Source organism: Shewanella sp. ECSMB14102, assembly GCF_000813075.1.
In the GTDB taxonomy this organism is placed as follows: Bacteria; Pseudomonadota; Gammaproteobacteria; order Enterobacterales; family Shewanellaceae; genus Shewanella; species Shewanella indica.
Genome location: NZ_JWGX01000033.1, coordinates 56,796 through 74,689 on the forward strand (window position 1 = coordinate 56,796; position 17,894 = coordinate 74,689).

11 protein-coding genes and 1 pseudogene are annotated in these 17,894 nt (G+C 54.5%); 8 read left to right on the forward strand and 4 right to left on the reverse strand.

Annotation, left to right across the window (positions count from 1 at the left end; all coding sequences use genetic code 11):
• Positions 1-34 precede the first annotated feature (34 nt).
• Both RC73_RS12650 and RC73_RS12655 read right to left on the reverse strand, forming a co-directional pair.
• On the reverse strand, positions 35-334 hold the full coding sequence (locus RC73_RS12650) for a hypothetical protein (RefSeq protein WP_039034974.1): 300 nt from the start codon (positions 332-334) through the stop codon (positions 35-37).
• 143 nt (positions 335-477) lie between these two features.
• Positions 478-1,134: a quinolone resistance pentapeptide repeat protein QnrA2 gene (locus RC73_RS12655; protein WP_039034975.1), complete on the reverse strand. Its 657-nt coding sequence runs from the start codon at positions 1,132-1,134 to the stop codon at positions 478-480.
• 527 nt (positions 1,135-1,661) lie between these two features.
• Between RC73_RS12655 and RC73_RS12660 the strand changes: the two genes are divergently transcribed.
• The 8 genes and pseudogenes from RC73_RS12660 to RC73_RS20765 all read left to right on the forward strand — a co-directional run.
• Positions 1,662-2,420 carry a substrate-binding periplasmic protein gene (locus RC73_RS12660; protein WP_039034976.1) on the forward strand — a complete coding sequence of 253 codons (759 nt, stop codon included), beginning with the start codon at positions 1,662-1,664 and terminating at the stop codon, positions 2,418-2,420.
• A gap of 79 nt (positions 2,421-2,499) precedes the next feature.
• Positions 2,500-2,979: a tRNA (N6-threonylcarbamoyladenosine(37)-N6)-methyltransferase TrmO gene (gene tsaA / locus RC73_RS12665; protein ID WP_020442393.1), complete on the forward strand. Its 480-nt coding sequence runs from the start codon at positions 2,500-2,502 to the stop codon at positions 2,977-2,979.
• Between the two features lie 568 nt (positions 2,980-3,547).
• The gene (locus RC73_RS12670; protein WP_039034977.1) at positions 3,548-5,293 is read left to right on the forward strand and encodes a hypothetical protein; all 1,746 of its coding nucleotides are present in this window, start codon (positions 3,548-3,550) and stop codon (positions 5,291-5,293) included.
• Positions 5,294-5,316: 23 nt separating this feature from the next.
• Complete coding sequence (locus tag RC73_RS12675) at positions 5,317-7,224, forward strand: hypothetical protein (protein WP_039034978.1); 1,908 nt, start codon at positions 5,317-5,319, stop codon at positions 7,222-7,224.
• A gap of 57 nt (positions 7,225-7,281) precedes the next feature.
• Positions 7,282-9,174 carry a hypothetical protein gene (locus tag RC73_RS12680; protein WP_039034979.1) on the forward strand — a complete coding sequence of 631 codons (1,893 nt, stop codon included), beginning with the start codon at positions 7,282-7,284 and terminating at the stop codon, positions 9,172-9,174.
• Between the two features lie 267 nt (positions 9,175-9,441).
• Positions 9,442-10,473, forward strand: a complete 1,032-nt coding sequence (locus RC73_RS12685) for a hypothetical protein (RefSeq protein ID WP_039034980.1) — start codon at positions 9,442-9,444, stop codon at positions 10,471-10,473.
• A 396-nt stretch (positions 10,474-10,869) separates the two neighbouring features.
• Positions 10,870-12,825, forward strand: a complete 1,956-nt coding sequence (locus tag RC73_RS12690; RefSeq protein ID WP_039034981.1) for a BCCT family transporter — start codon at positions 10,870-10,872, stop codon at positions 12,823-12,825.
• Between the two features lie 31 nt (positions 12,826-12,856).
• Positions 12,857-13,036 (forward strand): annotated as a pseudogene (locus tag RC73_RS20765) (hypothetical protein); the annotation flags it as partial.
• 50 nt (positions 13,037-13,086) lie between these two features.
• Here RC73_RS20765 and RC73_RS12700 read toward each other — a convergent pair.
• Together RC73_RS12700 and RC73_RS20770 are read right to left on the reverse strand one after the other, a co-directional pair.
• Positions 13,087-15,798, reverse strand: a complete 2,712-nt coding sequence (locus tag RC73_RS12700; RefSeq protein ID WP_039034982.1) for a hypothetical protein — start codon at positions 15,796-15,798, stop codon at positions 13,087-13,089.
• A gap of 166 nt (positions 15,799-15,964) precedes the next feature.
• A partial coding sequence (locus RC73_RS20770) for a hypothetical protein (protein ID WP_039034983.1) occupies positions 15,965-17,894 on the reverse strand: 1,930 nt, incomplete at its 5' end.

Here is a 17,894-nt window from a genome sequence, read left to right on the forward strand (position 1 = left end):
CCTATGTGTCTAATTCATTAGGTGTTTTTCAGCATCAAGCGTTTTCCTTTTCCGACAACTCATTACATTCATCGAGTTGTTTGAGAAGCTGAGTTTGTTTTTTGGAGAGCTTAATAATCTTTAATGCTTCCCAGAGCGTGATGGCCGAGCCAATGGCGATTAATAGATAGCAATTGATAGGATTATTGAGCGCCTGGATGAAGGCATCTCCTTCGGCGATAACCAGGCCATAGAGTGCCAAACCTATGAGTAAGATGCCTGGTGCTCCCAGTAGTTGGGTGATTGCCAAAGAGCGCTTGACCTGAGCCAGCTCGGCGTGCAGTTGAGTCTTCATAATGCCTCCTTTGAAGGGAAGGTATAACGTCGGCTGCGGCAGCAGAGAAAACGGCATTCCTGCGGTAATGCTCTGCTATAGCAGAATCTGCCCTGTTGCAGCGCGGAACTCAAGTGATATTTGCCTCTTAAGTTGCCTTCAGGCTAATCCGGAAGCACTATTATCCCCAGAGGCTCTAACAGTTGCTCCTGTTGCCAGGCACAGATCTTGACCCCCTCGAGGTTGACCCGCCTGGGATCGAGTCCATCCAGATCGGCAAAGGTCAGGTCACAGCCCCGCAGATTGACCTGTTGCCAACAGTCGCGGGAGAAGGTGCCGCGGCTGAGGTCGGAGCCCATCAAGGAAGCACCGCTGAGATTGGCATTGCTCCAGTTATTTTCAAACAGCTCGCACTTTTCCAGGCATTGGCCACTCAAATTGGCATAGGCCAGGTTGCAGCCTGAGATATAAGCCGCACAAAAGTACATTTTATGGCTGACTTGATTGTAAAAGCGGGCCCGGGAAAAGTTGGCGCCCTTGAGATCGCATTCCCTGAACTCTATGCCAAAGCAGTTGGCACCGCTGAAGTTAGCCAAAGACAGACGGCAAGCCTTGAAACTGGCATCGCGCAGATCGGCATAGCTGAAGTGGCACCCTTCAACGGCGCCGCTTTCAATGAAACTGCAATCCTCGAAACTGGCATCCCTTAGCTGACAGTGGCTGAAGTCACACTGATAGAAGCGGCAGCGGCGAAAACGGCTGTCACTCAAATCCTGGCGTGAGAAATCCTCTTGTTGAAAAACTTTATCGATAATATCCATACGGCTTCCTTTAATCAGGGAGGGCGCTACCTCTTTCGGCGAACTCTGCCTAGGCAGGCAAATATGGGGTTGGTTCGCGCCTTCCCAACAATCTTTGCAGGCTAACATCGGCACTCTGGAATATCACTAAAAATAAAACCTTTAAAATCATGACTTTGAGAAGTGCTTAAAACGCGATTTTAAGGGGGTAAATCGACATTTTGAGAGCCTTTAGGTGGGCTCCATGCTCAAGGCGTCGTGAAAAATAATGCAAGCCTTTGGTGAGCTGCTGACGTGGCTTGCTGGATGTGAGGACTTTCCTTTCGAATGGTTTTGTTAAAAAATATATAAATACAATGAGTTAATAAGCATTGAAACCCGGGTTTGTATGTTGAACCACCTTTGACAACACTTAAGCTGGGCGCGAGTAAATCCTCGTGACCTTCTTTTTGTCGAGAGTGGCGTGCACAACCATTGGCACTCAAGGCATAGCACTGAAGACCTGCAGAGGTCCTTCCTATAGATATAGTTGTCCGGGGGGGGTAGTTATGCGCTTACTTTTTCCGCTATTGCTCTATTGTTGCAGTGTGCTGGCGGCTGCGGATCTGAGCCAGCTCAGGTATCTCACTGAAGAATACCCTCCCTACAGTTTTAGTTTGGGACAGGGTCAGGTTTCCGGATTCACAACCGACATTTTGCATCTTGTTTGGCGGGAGATGGCGGTTGAGCCGCAACCCATAGAGATATTGCCATGGGCCAGAGGCTACTACCTGTTGGCAAGCCGCGATAACGTGGTGTTGTTTTCCACGGCCCGCATAGATGCCAGGGTTCCCCTGTTTCAATGGGCCTGCAGTCTGGGCACTTTGGAGTTAAATCTGTATGCATTTAAACAGATGGCGCCGAGATTAACCCGCCTGGATGACGCCAAGCGGCTAGTGGTGGTGGCAGTCAGAGATGATGTGGGTGAGCAGTTGCTATTGAGTCATGGTTTTAATCCCGGCTTGTTGGTGCGTACCAGCAGCCTGGAGCAGGCGATTAGGGTGCTCAGTAGTGGCCGAGCCAATTTGTTGTCCAGCAACCGATTAACCTTGGTGAGTACCCTTAAACGGCAAGGCTATGAACCGGACATGATGGCGCCTTTGCTTGAGGTCAGTCATAAGCCTTTGTGTTTTGCATTCAGTGCCGGTATCCCTGCACAATTGGTGAGTGACTTTCAGGCTGTGCTCAACCGTGTTTTGAGCTCGGAAGAGGGGCGGCGTCTGAGGCAGAAGTACTTTGATGAAGAAACCTTGCTCAGCGTTCCCTGAGGCGGGAATGTGAGTTGTCTTGAGGATCCCCTCTGAGCCTTGAGGTAGACTGCAACTCTGTATTTGCAACGGAGTTGTTATGCAAGTTGTCAGCTTTACCGCCATAGGCCATGCCGAAACCCAGTACACAGAATTGGCCAATATGCCGATCCAGGGCAGCAAGGTCGCCGATAACCAAGGGGTTTTGGTGATCCATCCCGACTACGCCGAAGGGTTGGCCGACCTCGATGGTTTTTCCCATGTTTATGTGCTGTTTCATCTGCATCAATGTAAGCAGGGAGCACTCAAGGTTAAACCTTTTCTCGATAATCAATTGCGTGGTGTATTTGCAACCCGCTCACCCAAGCGCCCTAATCCCATAGGCCTGTCGATACTGGAAATTGACCGTTTAGAGGGCAACCGTATCCATGTTAAGGGGATCGATATGCTCAATGGCACTCCCATCATAGATATCAAACCTTATATTCAGGCATTTGATTGCGTGCAAAATACCCGTGATGGTTGGTATGAACAGGGCAAAGATCCACTGCAAACCCTCTCTGATGACAGGTTTGCCTGACACAGAAACCGTTCCTATTTTATCACCGGAGCAGCATATCCTGGTTGCTCTGGTTTCCTCGCGCCTGGCCACGCCGACATTCTCGCCGCTGTGAGCTGAGCTTTTTATCCGCTTAGTCGGTTTTGACTATGGTGTAAATTTTTTCCCTCTTATTGATTCATATCACTTTGTTGGTGTTTTAACTTGTTTCCAATGGCTGGAATCGTCAAAATCCACCCTCCCGCCAAGGGAGCTTAAGGATGCTCTGGCGGCCGCCTCGACTGTATTGACTGTGCTTATCATCGCGGTCGAATTGAATTTAAGTGAGCCCTGGATGGGCTCAGGCCTTAAGGCCATCGAAAAGGATTGTTTTGAAAACTGCTATTGTCGTTCAGTTTCCCATTAGGCCGCTGGTTAATCTAGGCCAAACGCTTCCTTCCCCTTTATTTGCTCTGTATACGCACCTGGCAAGCCCCCTTAGCCATGCCAAGTTGTTTTTATGTTTGATGGGTGCTTTGGGGCTATTTCATCATGCCGTTTCGATATACGGACGTGGCTATCTCTTTACTGTTAACAACAGGAGTCTCAAATGAGAGCTGCCAAATGGATATTACATTCCCCGAAGCAGGCCGGCGCCCCGCAGTTGCAGCTGTTGACGCCGCTGGCTGATGGCCGTCAGCAATTGCTTTGGCAGTATGAGTTGCCTCAGGCCGAGGATGAAGTGGTGCTGAGCACCTTCTACAGCGACAGCGAATTTGTGGTCGCCACCTGCTCCGGGCAGATCTATGCCGGTGATATCGAAACCGGGCCTCGGCTGATGGTCAATCTGCCAAATGTCGGCATCTATGGTCATGGTTGGCTGGATAAAGACAGAGGCGAGTTCTGGTATGTGGCCGAGCAGCCAAGAGGGGATGATGAATATCCCTGTCTTCTGGGCTGGTCGCTGGCCGACTGGCGGCCGATTAAGGATATCTGCTTGCCTGAATATCTGGATAATCGCCGCCTTGGCAGCACCATGGTGCGGCGCCGTGACGGTTGTTTTTTATTCTATGAGCGTAAATGCGGCTCTCTGGCGCAGCGGGAGCATGGCTTCTGGTGCATCAATGTGGTCGATGGCCAGAGCCAATTTCACCGGATTGAGGGCAAACCGCTGCTTAAAGGCGTCCGTTGCCCGAGTATACACCTTTGCCCTGAGCGGCAGTTGGCCTTATTGCCTGTGTCTGAGTGTCTGTTGGATGAGAGCGGTGACAGTCCACGCATTGGGTTGCAGTTGCAACTGGTAGCTCTCGAATCCCTTGATGTGCTTTGGCAACAGCCGGTGCTTTGGTTTGACAGTCATGATGGCTTGTTGGATCCGGATGAGTTTTCCACTTTGCTTGAGTCGCTCAGGAGCGGCGAAGATACCTGTGATGAAGATGAGCTGACTGATGCACTCGAAAGCCTGTTTGACGGGCTGAGCGGTATCCGCCTTTGCCGGGATGAAGCCGCTTTTTGGCTGAGTTGGCGCAGTGGCGAGCTGATGAAGGGCTATCTGGCGCCAGAGGAACACTTCCGCCTCAAGGCGGTGTCGCCTCGCTATCGCGCCAACGAATGCCCACTCCCCGGCGACGAAGCCAATCCCTTTGCCCTGGTAGCCTTTGATCACTATGACTATCAATTGACCTCTCCCACGGCCAATCGTTTGCTGCTGGTGGGGTTCAAGATATATGCGCTGGATACCAGCACTGTCAGGCCCATGCTGCCTGGGGAAGCCGAGTGCCAGAGTTTACCCTGTTATTTCTGGCCTAAACCTGAGTTGGTGATGAGTGAGCAGCAGAGCCTGGCCCATGGTGAGGCGGGACTCAATCTTATTGAGGCCGATTATCTGGAGCTGGGGGGGTGTTTGCTGGGCAGCGCCAAAGAGATGGTCAGTCGCCTGGCCGACTTACCAAACAGCGCCAAGGGTGAGCGCCTGGAGTGGCGTTTCAGCGACAGACATGGCCGTGAATGGACCGAGGCGCAGTTTGTGGCCGCGCTGATAGCTGTGCCGGGCGGTGCCGAGCTGTTGGCAGAAGCCGTTGAGAAGCTGCTGGCCTATCCGGATGCGGCAAGTCTGCGCAGCGGCGCCGACAAGTCGGCCTTGTCGGACACAGTGCTGGCGCTGGCCGGTGATGACATAGCTTATCTGCCTTTGTTGGCTCGTTATTTTAATATGCTGGCTGATGTTCCAGGCGCGGCTTTCCATCAACAGCACTCAGTGCCGCTTATTCAACGGCGCCACTGCCAGGGGCTGCTCAAGCGCCGCCAATATCGCCGTTTTGTCCAGGATTTGTCCTGGCCGATTTCCCCCGCCTGATTGCAAATCACAGGAATAACTCAATGAATGCCAATGTAAGAACCAATATCCGCCTGCAACAGGCCAAGCTGTTTTTTATCGGCCCTGAACTTATTCAGGTTATCCAGAGTTCTGCCGAGGCCGACACCCTGTTGTGGCAATGTGAGTTGCCGGGAACCGAGGATGGCGAGCTGGCCTTGTTGCAGTGGCTGGATGACACTCGCTTTCTGGCCTTGGGCCAAAATGGACTGCTTTTTGTCTGCGATTATCAGGCGCGCAGTTGTGAACAGGTGCTGGATTTACAAATCACCGGAAGCCCCGGGGCCTGGCTCGATAGCCATAACCAGACCCTGTGGGTGGTCGGGCGGGTGGGCATCGCTGCGCGCCGCGGCCACAGCTTGCTCAAGGTCGATCTCGCGGCCATGGAGCCGGTACAGCATTGGCCTGTGAGCGCCGAAATCGAGCCTGAGTCACTGATTCTGACCCGGGATGGACGCGTGGCCTTCTATGGTCGCAATGATCATGAGGGTTACCGCTTCCGCTTTCAGCAACTGGTGTATTTTGACCCGTCAAACGAAACCTGGTCCGAACAGCCTCTGCCGGGGAAACCGGCTCCAGTGCAGGTTTCACCGCGAGATTATTGGTTCCAGAACCGTGCCAACGGCCTTATCACTACCCTGGCCGCCGATGGGGTGAGCCGTCATCAGGCCGGGGGCGAGCCTGTGCGTTACGAAGCCAGGTTGCAGCTGATAGATATGAATCTTGGCCGTCAAGTTGATGCCGGGGTGCGCTTGCTGGCCATGGCCGATATTTGTGATGAATATGATGCCGAAGCGGTTCAGGAGGCGCTGGAGCGGATTGCCGCCGGTGAGATATCCCACCAGGATAACGACGAGTGGCAGCAACTGCTCAACAGCCTGACTTCCAGCTATTTTTGCGAGCAGGAGCAAGTCTTCTGGCTGGGCTGGAAAGGGGGTGTGGTACAAAAGGTGTCGCCGAAGGGCGAGAGGCTTTCCCCTCTGTACCAACTGGGCAGCCAAGATGCGGCGGGGCAGTGGCGGCCCTTGAGCCACTATGGTGATGATCTGGTCATGATCAAGGGTGTCGACCAAGGGCGGCCCTGGTTGGCGTTCGGTGATCTCGATGAGCCCAGTCATTACTCGGTCGACATCGGCTCCCAAGCTGCTGTGCCCCAGAGCCTGCTGGCTGGCGAACAGCAAAAGTGCCCGCTCAATTGCCGCAGCTATCAACCCAAGCCTATGCAAATTCCCAGCCAACTGCAGGCCGAGCCTTGCCCCAGTGGCAGGGTGACTCTCTATTGTGACGATCTGACATCAAATCAAGGCAGGCTGCAACTCTTGCAGCAACTACTGGCGGTGCTGCCCCAATTGGAGCAGAGCCTGGGGGAGGCGTGCGGAGCGCCCTTAGCCTCAGTAACCGCCAGAGCCCCCGTTGCAACCAGAGCCACCGTTGCAACCAGAGCCGGTTGGCTTGGCCGCTTGAAACAGAAAATAACCCATAGTGCGGTTACTGAGCCTGGCAGGCTCTGGTTTGCCTTTGTCGATGGTTTGGGGAATCGGCACAGCGAGTACGACTTCTTCCACTATGCCGTGCGTCTGGAGCAGGGGCCTGAGTTGATTGCGGCCATCCTGGCGGCATACTGCCGTCTGCCCCAGGCCAGATGCTTGCTGGGAGCCAAGGGACAGCCAGTGCTGGCCGAGGCTGCCTTGGCGCTCAGCCAGTACAGGCAGGCACTGCCGCAACTCGCGGACTATTTCAATGTTCTCAGCGCCTTGCCCGTGCATCCATTTCATATCAATCGCACCTTGAAAGTGATCTTTGCCGAGCATCAGGACTCGCAACAGTTGGCGGCTTTCCAGGCGGCGGTCCCAAGCCCCTATAACGACTCGGAGTTTAAGCTGGCCGAGAAAGGCGACTATGACGACGAATAATTCGATAACGACGATAACTGGCAGTCGCTGGTATTTTTGAGCAAAGGATAAAGAAATATGTCATTCACAAGTTCGCCGGTTGGCGACGGTAAACTTATCTATATCGATGCGGACAATGGCTGCCCTTGCCTGTATCTCTATGAAGCGGCAGATACGGGCTCGGGTTATCGGCTCATCTGGAGCACAGACTTTCCCATGGCCGAGGGCACTATGCAGGTCAGTGATTGTTTTCATGGGGTGCCGGGGCGTGAGCAGAGCTGCGTTATCTGGGATCAGCAGGGCTGTCTCTACTTGGTGGATCTGGCGCGTCGGCAGCAGGAGTTTTTGGCTCATACCGGGATGGAATATCTCAAAGTCGCGGTATTGAGTGATGGTCGAACCCTGGCATCACTGGGCGAAAATGACCGGCGCTGCTGTTACGATTTAATGCTCTGGCACTGGCTGGAGGACAGGGACCTCTCGCCCTCGGCTGCCATGCAGCTGAATGATGAGGTGGATAATCAGGGTAGCCCTTGGGCCGAGGTCGATGCGACCGGACTGCCGGACAGCATGGGACTGAGTTTTACCGATCGCCTCTATGCCGGGCCGGATAACAGTTTGATCCTGCATTGTCACCGCAGTAGGCGTCGTCGGTCCCAGGCCTGGCAGTTTTTGCTGCGGCTGGACCCTATGGCTGTCGTCGGCAATGATCTTGTGGGCAGTAACCCCGTAGGTAGTGACCCCGTAAGTAATAACATTAGCCAAGTTCAATGGCAGGGCCGTTATTCCGAGCTCTTGCAGGTGGCGGCCATGCCTCTGCCCAATCCGCCGGGGAATGAAGCGCTCTGGGAGTGTGCCCTGGCGCTGGACAGTGAGCGCGGTGAGCTTACCCTGCCGGCCATGGAGTTGAGCCGGGTAGCCGATGCTGAAACCGAGGCGCTGGCGTATCAGTTGCAGCGCATCGACTTGCGCCTTGGCCGCGAGATAGGCCGTTTTTGCGTGCGTCAATATACCTGCGAGCAACTGGCCGATGACGCCGACATGCTGTTGGCCCCGGCCGATGTCGACAATCTCGACTGGCAAGAGGCGCTGGGGCGTTTCTGGCTCCAGCTGGATGATATTGCCTACTGCGATGACGAAGCGGCACTTTGGCTTGGCTGGCATGGCGGCGCGACCCGCAAGGTTTCTCTGGACGGGCAGTGGCGCTCACCCTTGTATCTCCCGGATGGCGAAGATGACTTATACGACGAGGAGGGCATGAAACTCCTCGGCAAGGGAGCTTTGCTGACCGACTGGCATTATCTGTGGCGCGTCAATCCCAACCCCACTTTGGATCTGGCCAGCCAGATGAACCAAGCGCCCGCCGCCATGGACGCGAGCTTTGCTGTGCAATTACAGCAGACAGAATGGAGCAGCTTCCATGCCCAGGCGCAGGAGCAGGATACAGTTCCCCCTTTGCTTGGTTTTTCGCGAATCGAAGTCAGGGATCTGCAGTCAGCGAGTGCGAGGCTTGAGGTCTTGGACAAGCTGGTGCTGCGGGCATTGACAGATTTTGAATCGCTAAAGTCGGGTAAAGACTTGCGCCTCGGTTTTTATGATGCCGCCGAAAGCTGGGATGAGGCGCGCTTCTTTGAGGCTGTGGCCTTCCAATTGGAGGGCCGGAACTATATGGCGCGTCTGCTGGGGCTATTCATTGCCAATGAGCGGCTCCATTACTGTTACAGCGATCCACATATCAGCAAGCCGGCACTGGCCGACTGTGCGTTGCAATTGGGCTTGGCCGGCAGCCAATATCTGCCGCTGGTGGCCCAATACCTCAACTGTATCGATGTCGATCATGAGCTGTTTTTCCAACAGGATGGCAATCTGGATACCTTGCTCGGCAAGTATGCCGATACCCCTGATGGCGAGGACTTTAACCGCCGCTTGCCATATGAAATGAGCCGTCAGGATGAAGATGATTATCAATGAAATGATGCTTAATTTAGGGGTAATCATCATAAATAACAAAGGGTTGTTTTGTGATTGAGGTTTTGGATTTTGCCCCGTATCCAGAGAGATACGCCCAGGGGGGGCGAATTGGGCCCCAGGTTGCTGAAAGCAAAGTCTGGTATAGGTGGCCCGGTTCTCCATCTATTGCAGATGCGTCCATTCGCTGAAGGCGGCACCGAACTGCTTTGGGCTGCCGAGTTGAGTTCATCCAGTTCTGACTGGCAAGCATTTCGAGGAGGATGAGCAATGGGATTGAGACAATCGGCCAACAGCATGGCTAAGGTGATTAGCGATCTCTTTGTTGAGCCAGAGTTTGGCGGGGCGGCAAAAGCCCGCGACCGGAGTCGCTATTTTATTGCGCTGCTGCCCATGCTGGCTATCCATTATCAGTGGCAACTGGTGTACATGTTCTCACCTTCATTGCTGCTGGCAATTCGAGAGGTCGACTTCTTTATTTCACTGTTGGCTATCTTGGTAACTGGGCTACAACTCAGTATAGGTGCGGGGTTGCTGGCAGCGCATGTTGCTATAGGGCGACGGGCGTTCGGGTATTGGTGCGGTGTGCCGCTGGCATTGGTGAACATCCTGTTCGGCTTCTCCTACCCAAAGCTACTGAGCATGCTTCAGTTTGACAAGATGATGCCTTGGCTGGGCTTGATGTTTGCCTTGGGCTGCGCTGTTGTTTGGCTGGTGGTGCAGTTACTGATCTACCTGTTTCGGCCTCCCTTGGTAAACGTTGAAGCGGAACACCCTTTGCTGGCGCATCGTAAGGGGTGCGCCCCCGATCGTCAGACGCCGGCGTTGGCTTTCTTTCGCAGCAGCATGATACTGGGGCTTTGCAACGGATTGTTTCTCGGATGGCTAACCTTTATGGTGCAAACTTCCGGTTCCCCTGCTTTTGCGTTGCGGTCTTTGCTGCGGCTTGAAGGGCAGGGAACAGGAACGCTCATCATGTTTTGGTTACTGCCCAGCCTCTATTTCGGCTACAGGATTATCAGTCGCAGGGCTCGTAATCTGGGGTGGTCAGTCGCTAAGACGGTATGTTTGATGCTGTTTATTACTCTACTGTTATTACCCGGGAGCGGTGTGGTTTTCGGTCTGGCCCTGTCCTTTATGGATTCCTACGCCAGTTATATCCTTATCACACTCTCTCTGATGCTGCTTTGGGGAGCCACGCTCTCGACTTCACTGCTGAATATGATGCTGCTTTGGCTGGTGCCAAAGGACCCAAGAAGCAGTCGTGAAACCCAGGCCGCCTGGGTGAAGTTGAAGCAGTAGCGAAGCGGCAGACTGGCAGCCTGGTTTTGCCGGCTGTTGGCACTTGGTCTGTCTGGGGCCTCTGTGACTGTGAGCTCCTTTGCTTTTTGAGTCTCTTGGCTTTTATAAATCCCTTGCTTTTATGAATGACACCTCCCAGACAGGGGCAAACTTGCAATCAAGCACATAAATCCTTATGGTCTTAAGCGTTTTATCGTATTTACTGAAATAGTCAGCAATCCATACAAGCTGGACACAAATATATCATCAAGTAACATCTCATTGATTTACGTCACTTTTTGTACGTTTTCCGGATAAATGTAATCGACTGGATGGCGACTTGCGCCTATTTTATCCGGCATGGGCCTCTGCCTGTGATCCCAGCTCCCGAACGGAGACAAACAGAAGAGCAAAAGCATGAAAAAACACTTCGAACTCATAGATAAAGCCACTTTCTTTGGTGCACTGGGCTTGCTGCTTGCGGTGGTGATCCCGCTGGCGCTGTTTCCGGTTGAAGGCGCCGAATGGATAGCTGTTGCCAAGGCGTTTATGACGGATAAGTTGGGTTTTGCTTACCTGTCGCTTGGGCTAGCCGCCTTCTTCTTTATGATTTATATCATCTTCTCGGATATCGGCCAGATTAAGCTCGGCGATGCCGATGAAAAGCCGGAATTCGCCACAGCTTCCTGGGCGGCAATGCTGTTTTGCGGCGGGATAGGCGCCAGTATCCTCTATTGGGGCACGATTGAGTGGGCCTATTACTATCAGCACCCGCCGTTCCAACTTCAAGCCGGCAGTGAAGAAGCGGTGCGCTGGGCCGCGACTTACGGCCTCTTCCACTGGGGGCCTATCGCCTGGAGCATCTATTTGATCCCGGCCATCCCTATCGCTTATTTCTTTTATGTTCGCAGGCAGCCTGTGCTCAAGGTATCGGCGGCCTTGATGCCCGTGATAGGTGAAGGCCGCAGTCACGGCAAGCTCGGTAAGTTTATCGATATATTGTTTATTTTCGGCTTGCTGGGGGGGGCGGCGACAACGCTTGGGTTGGCGGCGCCGCTGATCAACGAAGGTCTGAGTTACCTGTTTGATCTACCATCGACCACGGGTAGCCAGATAGGGGTTTTGCTTCTGTGTACTGCACTGTTTGCCTATTCCTCCTACAAGGGGATGGATGAAGGCATTAAGGTGCTGAGTAATATTAACTTCTGGGGCGCGCTGGCGCTGCTGGCATTTATTTTGTTTGCCGGCCCTACCATCTTTATGTTGGAAACCGGCCTGGACTCTCTGGGACGTATGCTGAGCAACTTCTTTATGATGGCCACCTGGGCCGAGCCTTTCGGTGGTTTGGGCACTTTTGAGAATACCCATTTCCCTCAGGACTGGACCATCTTCTATTGGGCCTGGTGGTTGGTGTTTGCGCCCAGCATGGGCTTGTTTGTGGCGCGGATCTCCCGCGGCCGCACCATCAAACAGATGGTGGCCGGTTCAATTTTCTTCGGCTCCCTGGGCTGTGCCATGTACTTTATGATCTTGGGTAATTTCGGCTTGTCGTTGCAGTTATCCGGTGAGCTGGATGTGGTGGGTATCCTCAATGAACACGGGGCGACCAGGGCAATTTTTGCGATATTGGAGCAGTTGCCGTTCAGCTATCTGGTCATCGCAGTCTTTACGATCTTGTGTATCATCTTTACCGCCACCACCTTTGATTCCATCTCCTATATTCTGGCATCCGTGGTGCAAAACAATGTCACCGAGGAACCACTGCGCTGGAACCGCCTATTCTGGGCCTTTACCCTGTCTTTTATGCCTTCGGTACTGATGTTTATGGGTGGGCTCGCCACCTTGCAGACGGCGGCTATCGTCGGTGGTTTGCCGCTCTTGGTGATAGCCGTGATGCTGATGATGTCCGGGGTCAAGGCGGCCATGCTGGACCTGAGTCATCAGGATGGTTATGAGGATCCCGTGATTAATATTTCGGATCTGCCTGAGGTCGATCCCTGGAGCCGTGAGGGCCAGGCGCTGGCCAAGTTTGAGCAGCTGCGAGACAGTGCCATAGAGGCTGCCGATGCCGAGCGTGAAGCCCTGGATGCCATCTGGGAGCTGAAAAAACAGCTGCGCCGTGAAGCCTTGAGCCGCAGTGAATCGCACCTGGAATTGGGGGATGCGCCCGATGAGTCACTTGCCGAGCTGCAGCGCCTCACAGATGAAGCCATGACGGCGAAGGAACGTAAACTGCAAGCCTCGGAGCAAGCCCAGTCTGCCCGCATTACCTTCAATGAGCTGATGCGGCAGAAACAGGAAGAGGAAGCATTGCAGGCACAGGAAGAGGCCAAGGCACAGATCATTGAACGCCTCAATGGCCGCGACTCGTAACGCTATGGCCCGGTTTGCCGCCCGGGCCTAAAGCGGCAAGAATATTCTTGGCCGGTTATTGGCGATTGGCTCAATCACAGCGATGATCTTCGGGGTGATCTCTACCATTCACTTTAGCCTGCGCAGCATGAGCAGTTTTGATCTCTTGGTGATCCTGGTATTGCTGACAGGTGGCATAGGTTTGTTGCTGCGCTCACTCAAAGGTAACTGAAACTATCTTAAAGAGGCGTTGCCGCGCTGACCGGCAACGCCTCTTTAAGCTTAAAACAACTTGCCCAGCACACGCTTGACGACGCTCGACTCATCTTGCTTGAATGGCTCTGCGTTTTCTTCGGTCAGACAATCAAACTTGGCGATGATTTCCAGCAGGCGTTTGCGCTCATCTGCGGTCAACAGCCCGGACATATCCGGCAGCCGCTGCTGGCTGGCCAAGTGGATAATGAAAGACTCAGGTTGCCGCCCTTCGTGCATGGCAAAATACACAGTGGCTTGTGGCGTCACACCTATCCTATCCAACCAGAGTAGCGCCCAGAATTCCTTGTCGGCTTCAAGTTGCAGGCTCACATCGACATCGCCTATGCTTGAGTGCCCAAGCGCTTCATCCTGCCAACGCTCGGCCATATTCAGATGGCCTTCGGCAACCAAATGGTTGACATAGGCTTCCCTGACACTGGGACAGCCCAACCAGTGCAGCCCTCGTTTCCCAAGACCGCTGAGAAACAGTGCCAGTCGCTCTCCCATCTCGGTTGGCAACAGCCAGACAAAGTCTGCCACGCCAACCTTGCCGCGATAATCGCTGTAGGGATCCCAGCCTTGCAGAACCGGCAGCTTCAAGGCTTGTGGTGTCAGGTTTTCCAGGCCTTCGCCGCTTTGTAAATAGGCCTGTAACTTGTCATAGACAGCCTTCGCCGCTGCCGGTTTGAGTTTTTGCTCCAGGCCGCGTTGCAGGCTGAGGTTAAATAGCTCAAAGGTTTGCTGCGGCAAGGGGCGCTCCGGGAAACAGGCCTTGAGATCGGCAATAAATCCCAGCATGGCAGTTTCATCGCAATAGTTTAGGGCATCCAACAGCTTTTGCTGAGCCAGCCAATGGCTGCGGCCTATCATGCTGTTATCTTCGGGATCGCCTTCGGCAAAGCTTGCCAATCGCTCCAGGTAACGTTGCCAGAAGCGCTCATTGGCCGGGGCATAGCGCGCGATGCGCCTGTCTTGCAGCAAAGTATGGGCATCCAGCTGCGCCTCGCTGACTCCCAGTGCCAGCAGCTTTTGATGCAGGCTCTGCTCTGTCTGCGGATCATCTATGGCGGCATATCCTTCATAGTTTGCGTAAAACTGACTGATGCGGCTGATAAGCACCATAGGCGCCAGTTTCAAAAGCAGTTGCCAGTGGCGCTTAGCCAGGATCTGCAGTTCGGTGTGAGCCTTTGGCAGTTGGCTATTTAACAGGAAAAACAGGCTGAGCAGGCCGCGCTGGAAACCATCGTCCGGGAAAAACAACCAGTAGGCCGCTTGACGCTGGCTTATCTGGCTTCCGCGTTTTCCCCCATCCTTGCCAAGTAGCGATTCGGCAACGGCGGCCATAGTGTCAGCATCCTGCTGCTCCTTGACCTCAGTGAGCCAGGCCTTGAGTATCAAATGCTGCGGATTATCGCTATTGAAGCGGCCACCATGCCGATTGAAGACACGCATATAGGCAGTGAGGAAATGCTGCTCCAGCCAGCCAAGCAGCGCCTGGGTTTCTGCCTCTGTGCACTCGGGGCGGCCGAGCCGATAGGCGGCATAGGCGACGCCCCCCAAGTGGGTCGGCAACTTGTCCAGTGCCGCCGGCAGACGCTCGGCAATGGCTACATCCAACTGTGCGAAGTCACTTTGCTTGCAGGTATGGCTAAGCAGGAAAAAAGGCAGCTCATCCAAGCTGGGTAGTTGGCAGTCGCCTTGAGTTTGCCCGGAGCTCTTGCCACTTTCCGGCTCTGCCTGGGCGCTGCCGGTATCTGTCTTATCCTGCTGCCAGGGGGCGAACCTGTCGTCCATCAACCAGGCTTCGGCAACCTGTGCCTTGGGCTCAGCGCCGAGCGCATCCTGCAGCGCCAGCGCCTCATCTTCCACCCTGTGCCCCAAGATCAATTGCTGCTTGACCTGATCCCGCCACAGATCAGTGTCTTCAAGTTCCGCTTCTACTGGCCAGTCGTCCAGGCTGTAGAAGAATTCCAGTATTGGCTGGGTTTGTTCCAGCGTTTGTTCATCGGCATAGGCCAGTAGCGGGGTTTGCTTTAGACGTTTGAGCAGCTGCGCCTTAAACCAGGTGTAATCGTCAGCATGCTCGCTAAAGTGTTCCAGCAGGCTGGGGTTGACAGGATCACCCTCGGCGGTTTGGAAAAAACAGCGGCGGCTCTGTTCGCCATCACAGTGCAGATAGGCGTGGATTAGTTCGCGGCGCCAGCCGAAATCCTCTACCAGTTTGCCCAGCAGTTCCACGGGTGTATAGCCGCTGTCCAAATCCCAGTAAGGCACTAAAAAGGCGGCCAGATAATGACTCAGTTCGGGATATTGCCTGGCCAGCATGTAGAGGGCTTCTACCCCGAAGACGTTGTAGTCATCGAGAAAGAGATCGCTAAAGTCGTTACGACTGCGGGAGAAGGCCACCATGGCCTCGGCAGTTGCCTTGATCTCGTCCAATAGCTCGGGGAAGTTCAGCGCTGCGGCAAACAGCACGGCTTCAGTGCAATATTTAAAGGTGTGGTGCGCTCGAGCGGCGCTGAGTGCATGCACCAGCAAGTTGCGGTTGTCGCCGGCATCGTCATTGCTGAGTGGCCGCTGTTGCTCGTTGATAAACTCGATATTGAACAGCAGGGAGCCTTCAAGACGAAAGGCGCTGCCATCGTGCAGGTGTTGCCGGTATTGCTGCAGCGCCAGGGCGATGCTGGCGGGATCTTGTGGCTTGAGGCTAATGCTGAGGGTTTTGTCGAACTGGGGCATATTGCTTCCTTGATATTAAATTCCGGTCGCTGCCTGTGTGGCACTTCCTGTTAAACAACCGGCGACCGCGCCGTGAGCCAGGGCGCGGGCAGTTATCCTGTTATTACTCGTTTATTGGGGTATTCCCAACTGCTGTTTTATCTATGCCTTCCTTAAGAGCCTGCTATTAAGAGCCTTGCGCCAAATCTTTGGCCAGTTGCCGGACCGCGGCAGACTCGTCTTGCAGGAAGGAGCTGAAAAGCTCGGCGTCAACCCCGGCTTGCGCCAGTAACTTCAGCAGGCGTACACGTTCGTCTATGGTCAAGAGCTGCGAGGTCTCCGGCAGTCGGCCCTCATCGGCCAAATGTCTGAGGAAGGGCGCCGGGGCGCGGCCTTGGCTTACGGCGAAATAGACAGTGCTTTGCGGCGCTACGCCTATGCTGTCGAGCCAGCCAAGGGCCCAGTTTTCCTTGGCACTCTGAAAGGCTAACCCTGTGTCATAGTCGCTGTGACGCTTGTGTCCTACGCTTTGATCTTCCCAGCGCTGCGCCATCGAGAGACTACCCTCGGCAATGAGGTGGTTGACATAGGCCGTCTCCACACTCGGCCGGTGAAGCCAATACAGGCTTTGGGTTCCAAGGCCTGCGAGAAACAGGGCCAAAGCTCGCCCCTGCGCTTCAGGCAGCAGCCAGACAAAGTCGCTGAGCTCAGCCGCATCGGCGGGGTCGTCCGAGCGGCAAGGCGCCCAGTCCTGCAACTCGGCCGTGGCTTGGGGCGTCAAGGGCTCAAGCCCTTCGCCCGATGCCAGATAAGTCTTGAGTTGGCGGCAGAGGTTTTGCGCCTGCTGTTCGGGAAATGATTTGCTGAAGCTTTGCCGCAGGCAAAGATCAAACAGTTCGAAAAATGCCTGCGGTAAAGGAGTCTCGGGGAAGTTGGCCTTGAGATGGCCAAAAAAGTTCAGCCTCGGCAGCTCGCGGCTTGTGTGCAGCGCTTGCAACAACTGCTGCTGTTGCTGCCAGAGGCGGCGGCCTATCATGCTGTTATCCTCTGGGTCGGCTTCGGCAAACCGGCTCAGCCTGGTGATATAACCTTGCCAGAAGCGTTTATCGGCCGGGCGATAGGCAGCCACCTGTTGTTCTGTCAGTAGGGTATGAGCATCGAGCTGCGGCTCGCTGACACCCAGCTTGAGCAGGTTTTGCCGCAATTCGGCCTCGATATGCTCATCGTCAATGGCCGGATAGAAGGCGTAGTCAGCCCAGCAATAATAAATTTTTTCAATCAGTTGCAGCGGATCCAGCGTCAGCCATAGCTGCCAGTGCCTTTGTGCCAGGGTTTTCAAGGCCTGCCACTGCGGCGCTTCGAACTTCGGGGTGCAGAGCAGGAAATACAGCGCCAACAAGCCGTTTTGGAATCCTTTATTGGCATTGGACCACAAGAGTGCAATACGCTTTCCGTCCTTACTGGTATAGAGTATCTCAGAGGCAATTTGAGCCATCTTGGCAACATCGCCCTCGGTGTCTATATCCGTGAGCCAGCTCTTGAGAAGGCGATGTTCACGCCTTTTCTTTTGGTACTCTCCGCCCTCATAGAAGATATGGTGCTGAAACTGTAACGGCAGCTGCTGCGCCAGCCAGCGAAGCAGCGCCGCGGTCTCGTTGGCCTTGTCGGCTTTCGGGCTTAAGCTGTGGGGCGAGTTCAGGCGGCTCAGGCGATAGGCGGCATAGGCGCAGGCGCCAAGGCTCTTGGGCAGTTCGGCCAGCGCGTTCAGCATAGCCTCTCCCACTTCGGCATCCAGCTCCTCCAGCTCGCCAATCCTGAGATAGTCTTCCGGCTCTTCCAGGTCATAAAATAGCGCGGCATAGTCAGAGTCCGGCTCGTTCTCATCATGCTCCCAGTCATAGTCCTCTGCCAGAGCCTGCTCTTTCCCGGTTTGCCATAGACAATGACGGTCGTCTTCCCGCCAGGCCTCTGCCACTATTACCAGAGGTTGGCTCTGCTCGCTCAGCTGCGCCAGCAAGGAAAGCGCTTCATCCTCTACCCGGCGACCCAAGATCAATTGCTGCTTGACCCGATCCCGCCACAGTTCAGTGTCGTCAATGTCAGCCTCTACCGGCCAG

Bases quoted from the DNA above. Each gene is read 5' to 3' on its own strand.
- RC73_RS12650 (WP_039034974.1), bottom strand. From the start codon at position 334: ATGAAGACTCAACTGCACGCCGAGCTGGCTCAGGTCAAGCGCTCTTTG.
- RC73_RS12655 (WP_039034975.1), bottom strand. From the start codon at position 1,134: ATGGATATTATCGATAAAGTTTTTCAACAAGAGGATTTCTCACGCCAG.
- RC73_RS12660 (WP_039034976.1), top strand. From the start codon at position 1,662: ATGCGCTTACTTTTTCCGCTATTGCTCTATTGTTGCAGTGTGCTGGCG.
- tsaA (WP_020442393.1), top strand. From the start codon at position 2,500: ATGCAAGTTGTCAGCTTTACCGCCATAGGCCATGCCGAAACCCAGTAC.
- RC73_RS12670 (WP_039034977.1), top strand. From the start codon at position 3,548: ATGAGAGCTGCCAAATGGATATTACATTCCCCGAAGCAGGCCGGCGCC.
- RC73_RS12675 (WP_039034978.1), top strand. From the start codon at position 5,317: ATGAATGCCAATGTAAGAACCAATATCCGCCTGCAACAGGCCAAGCTG.
- RC73_RS12680 (WP_039034979.1), top strand. From the start codon at position 7,282: ATGTCATTCACAAGTTCGCCGGTTGGCGACGGTAAACTTATCTATATC.
- RC73_RS12685 (WP_039034980.1), top strand. From the start codon at position 9,442: ATGGGATTGAGACAATCGGCCAACAGCATGGCTAAGGTGATTAGCGAT.
- RC73_RS12690 (WP_039034981.1), top strand. From the start codon at position 10,870: ATGAAAAAACACTTCGAACTCATAGATAAAGCCACTTTCTTTGGTGCA.
- RC73_RS12700 (WP_039034982.1), bottom strand. From the start codon at position 15,798: ATGCCCCAGTTCGACAAAACCCTCAGCATTAGCCTCAAGCCACAAGAT.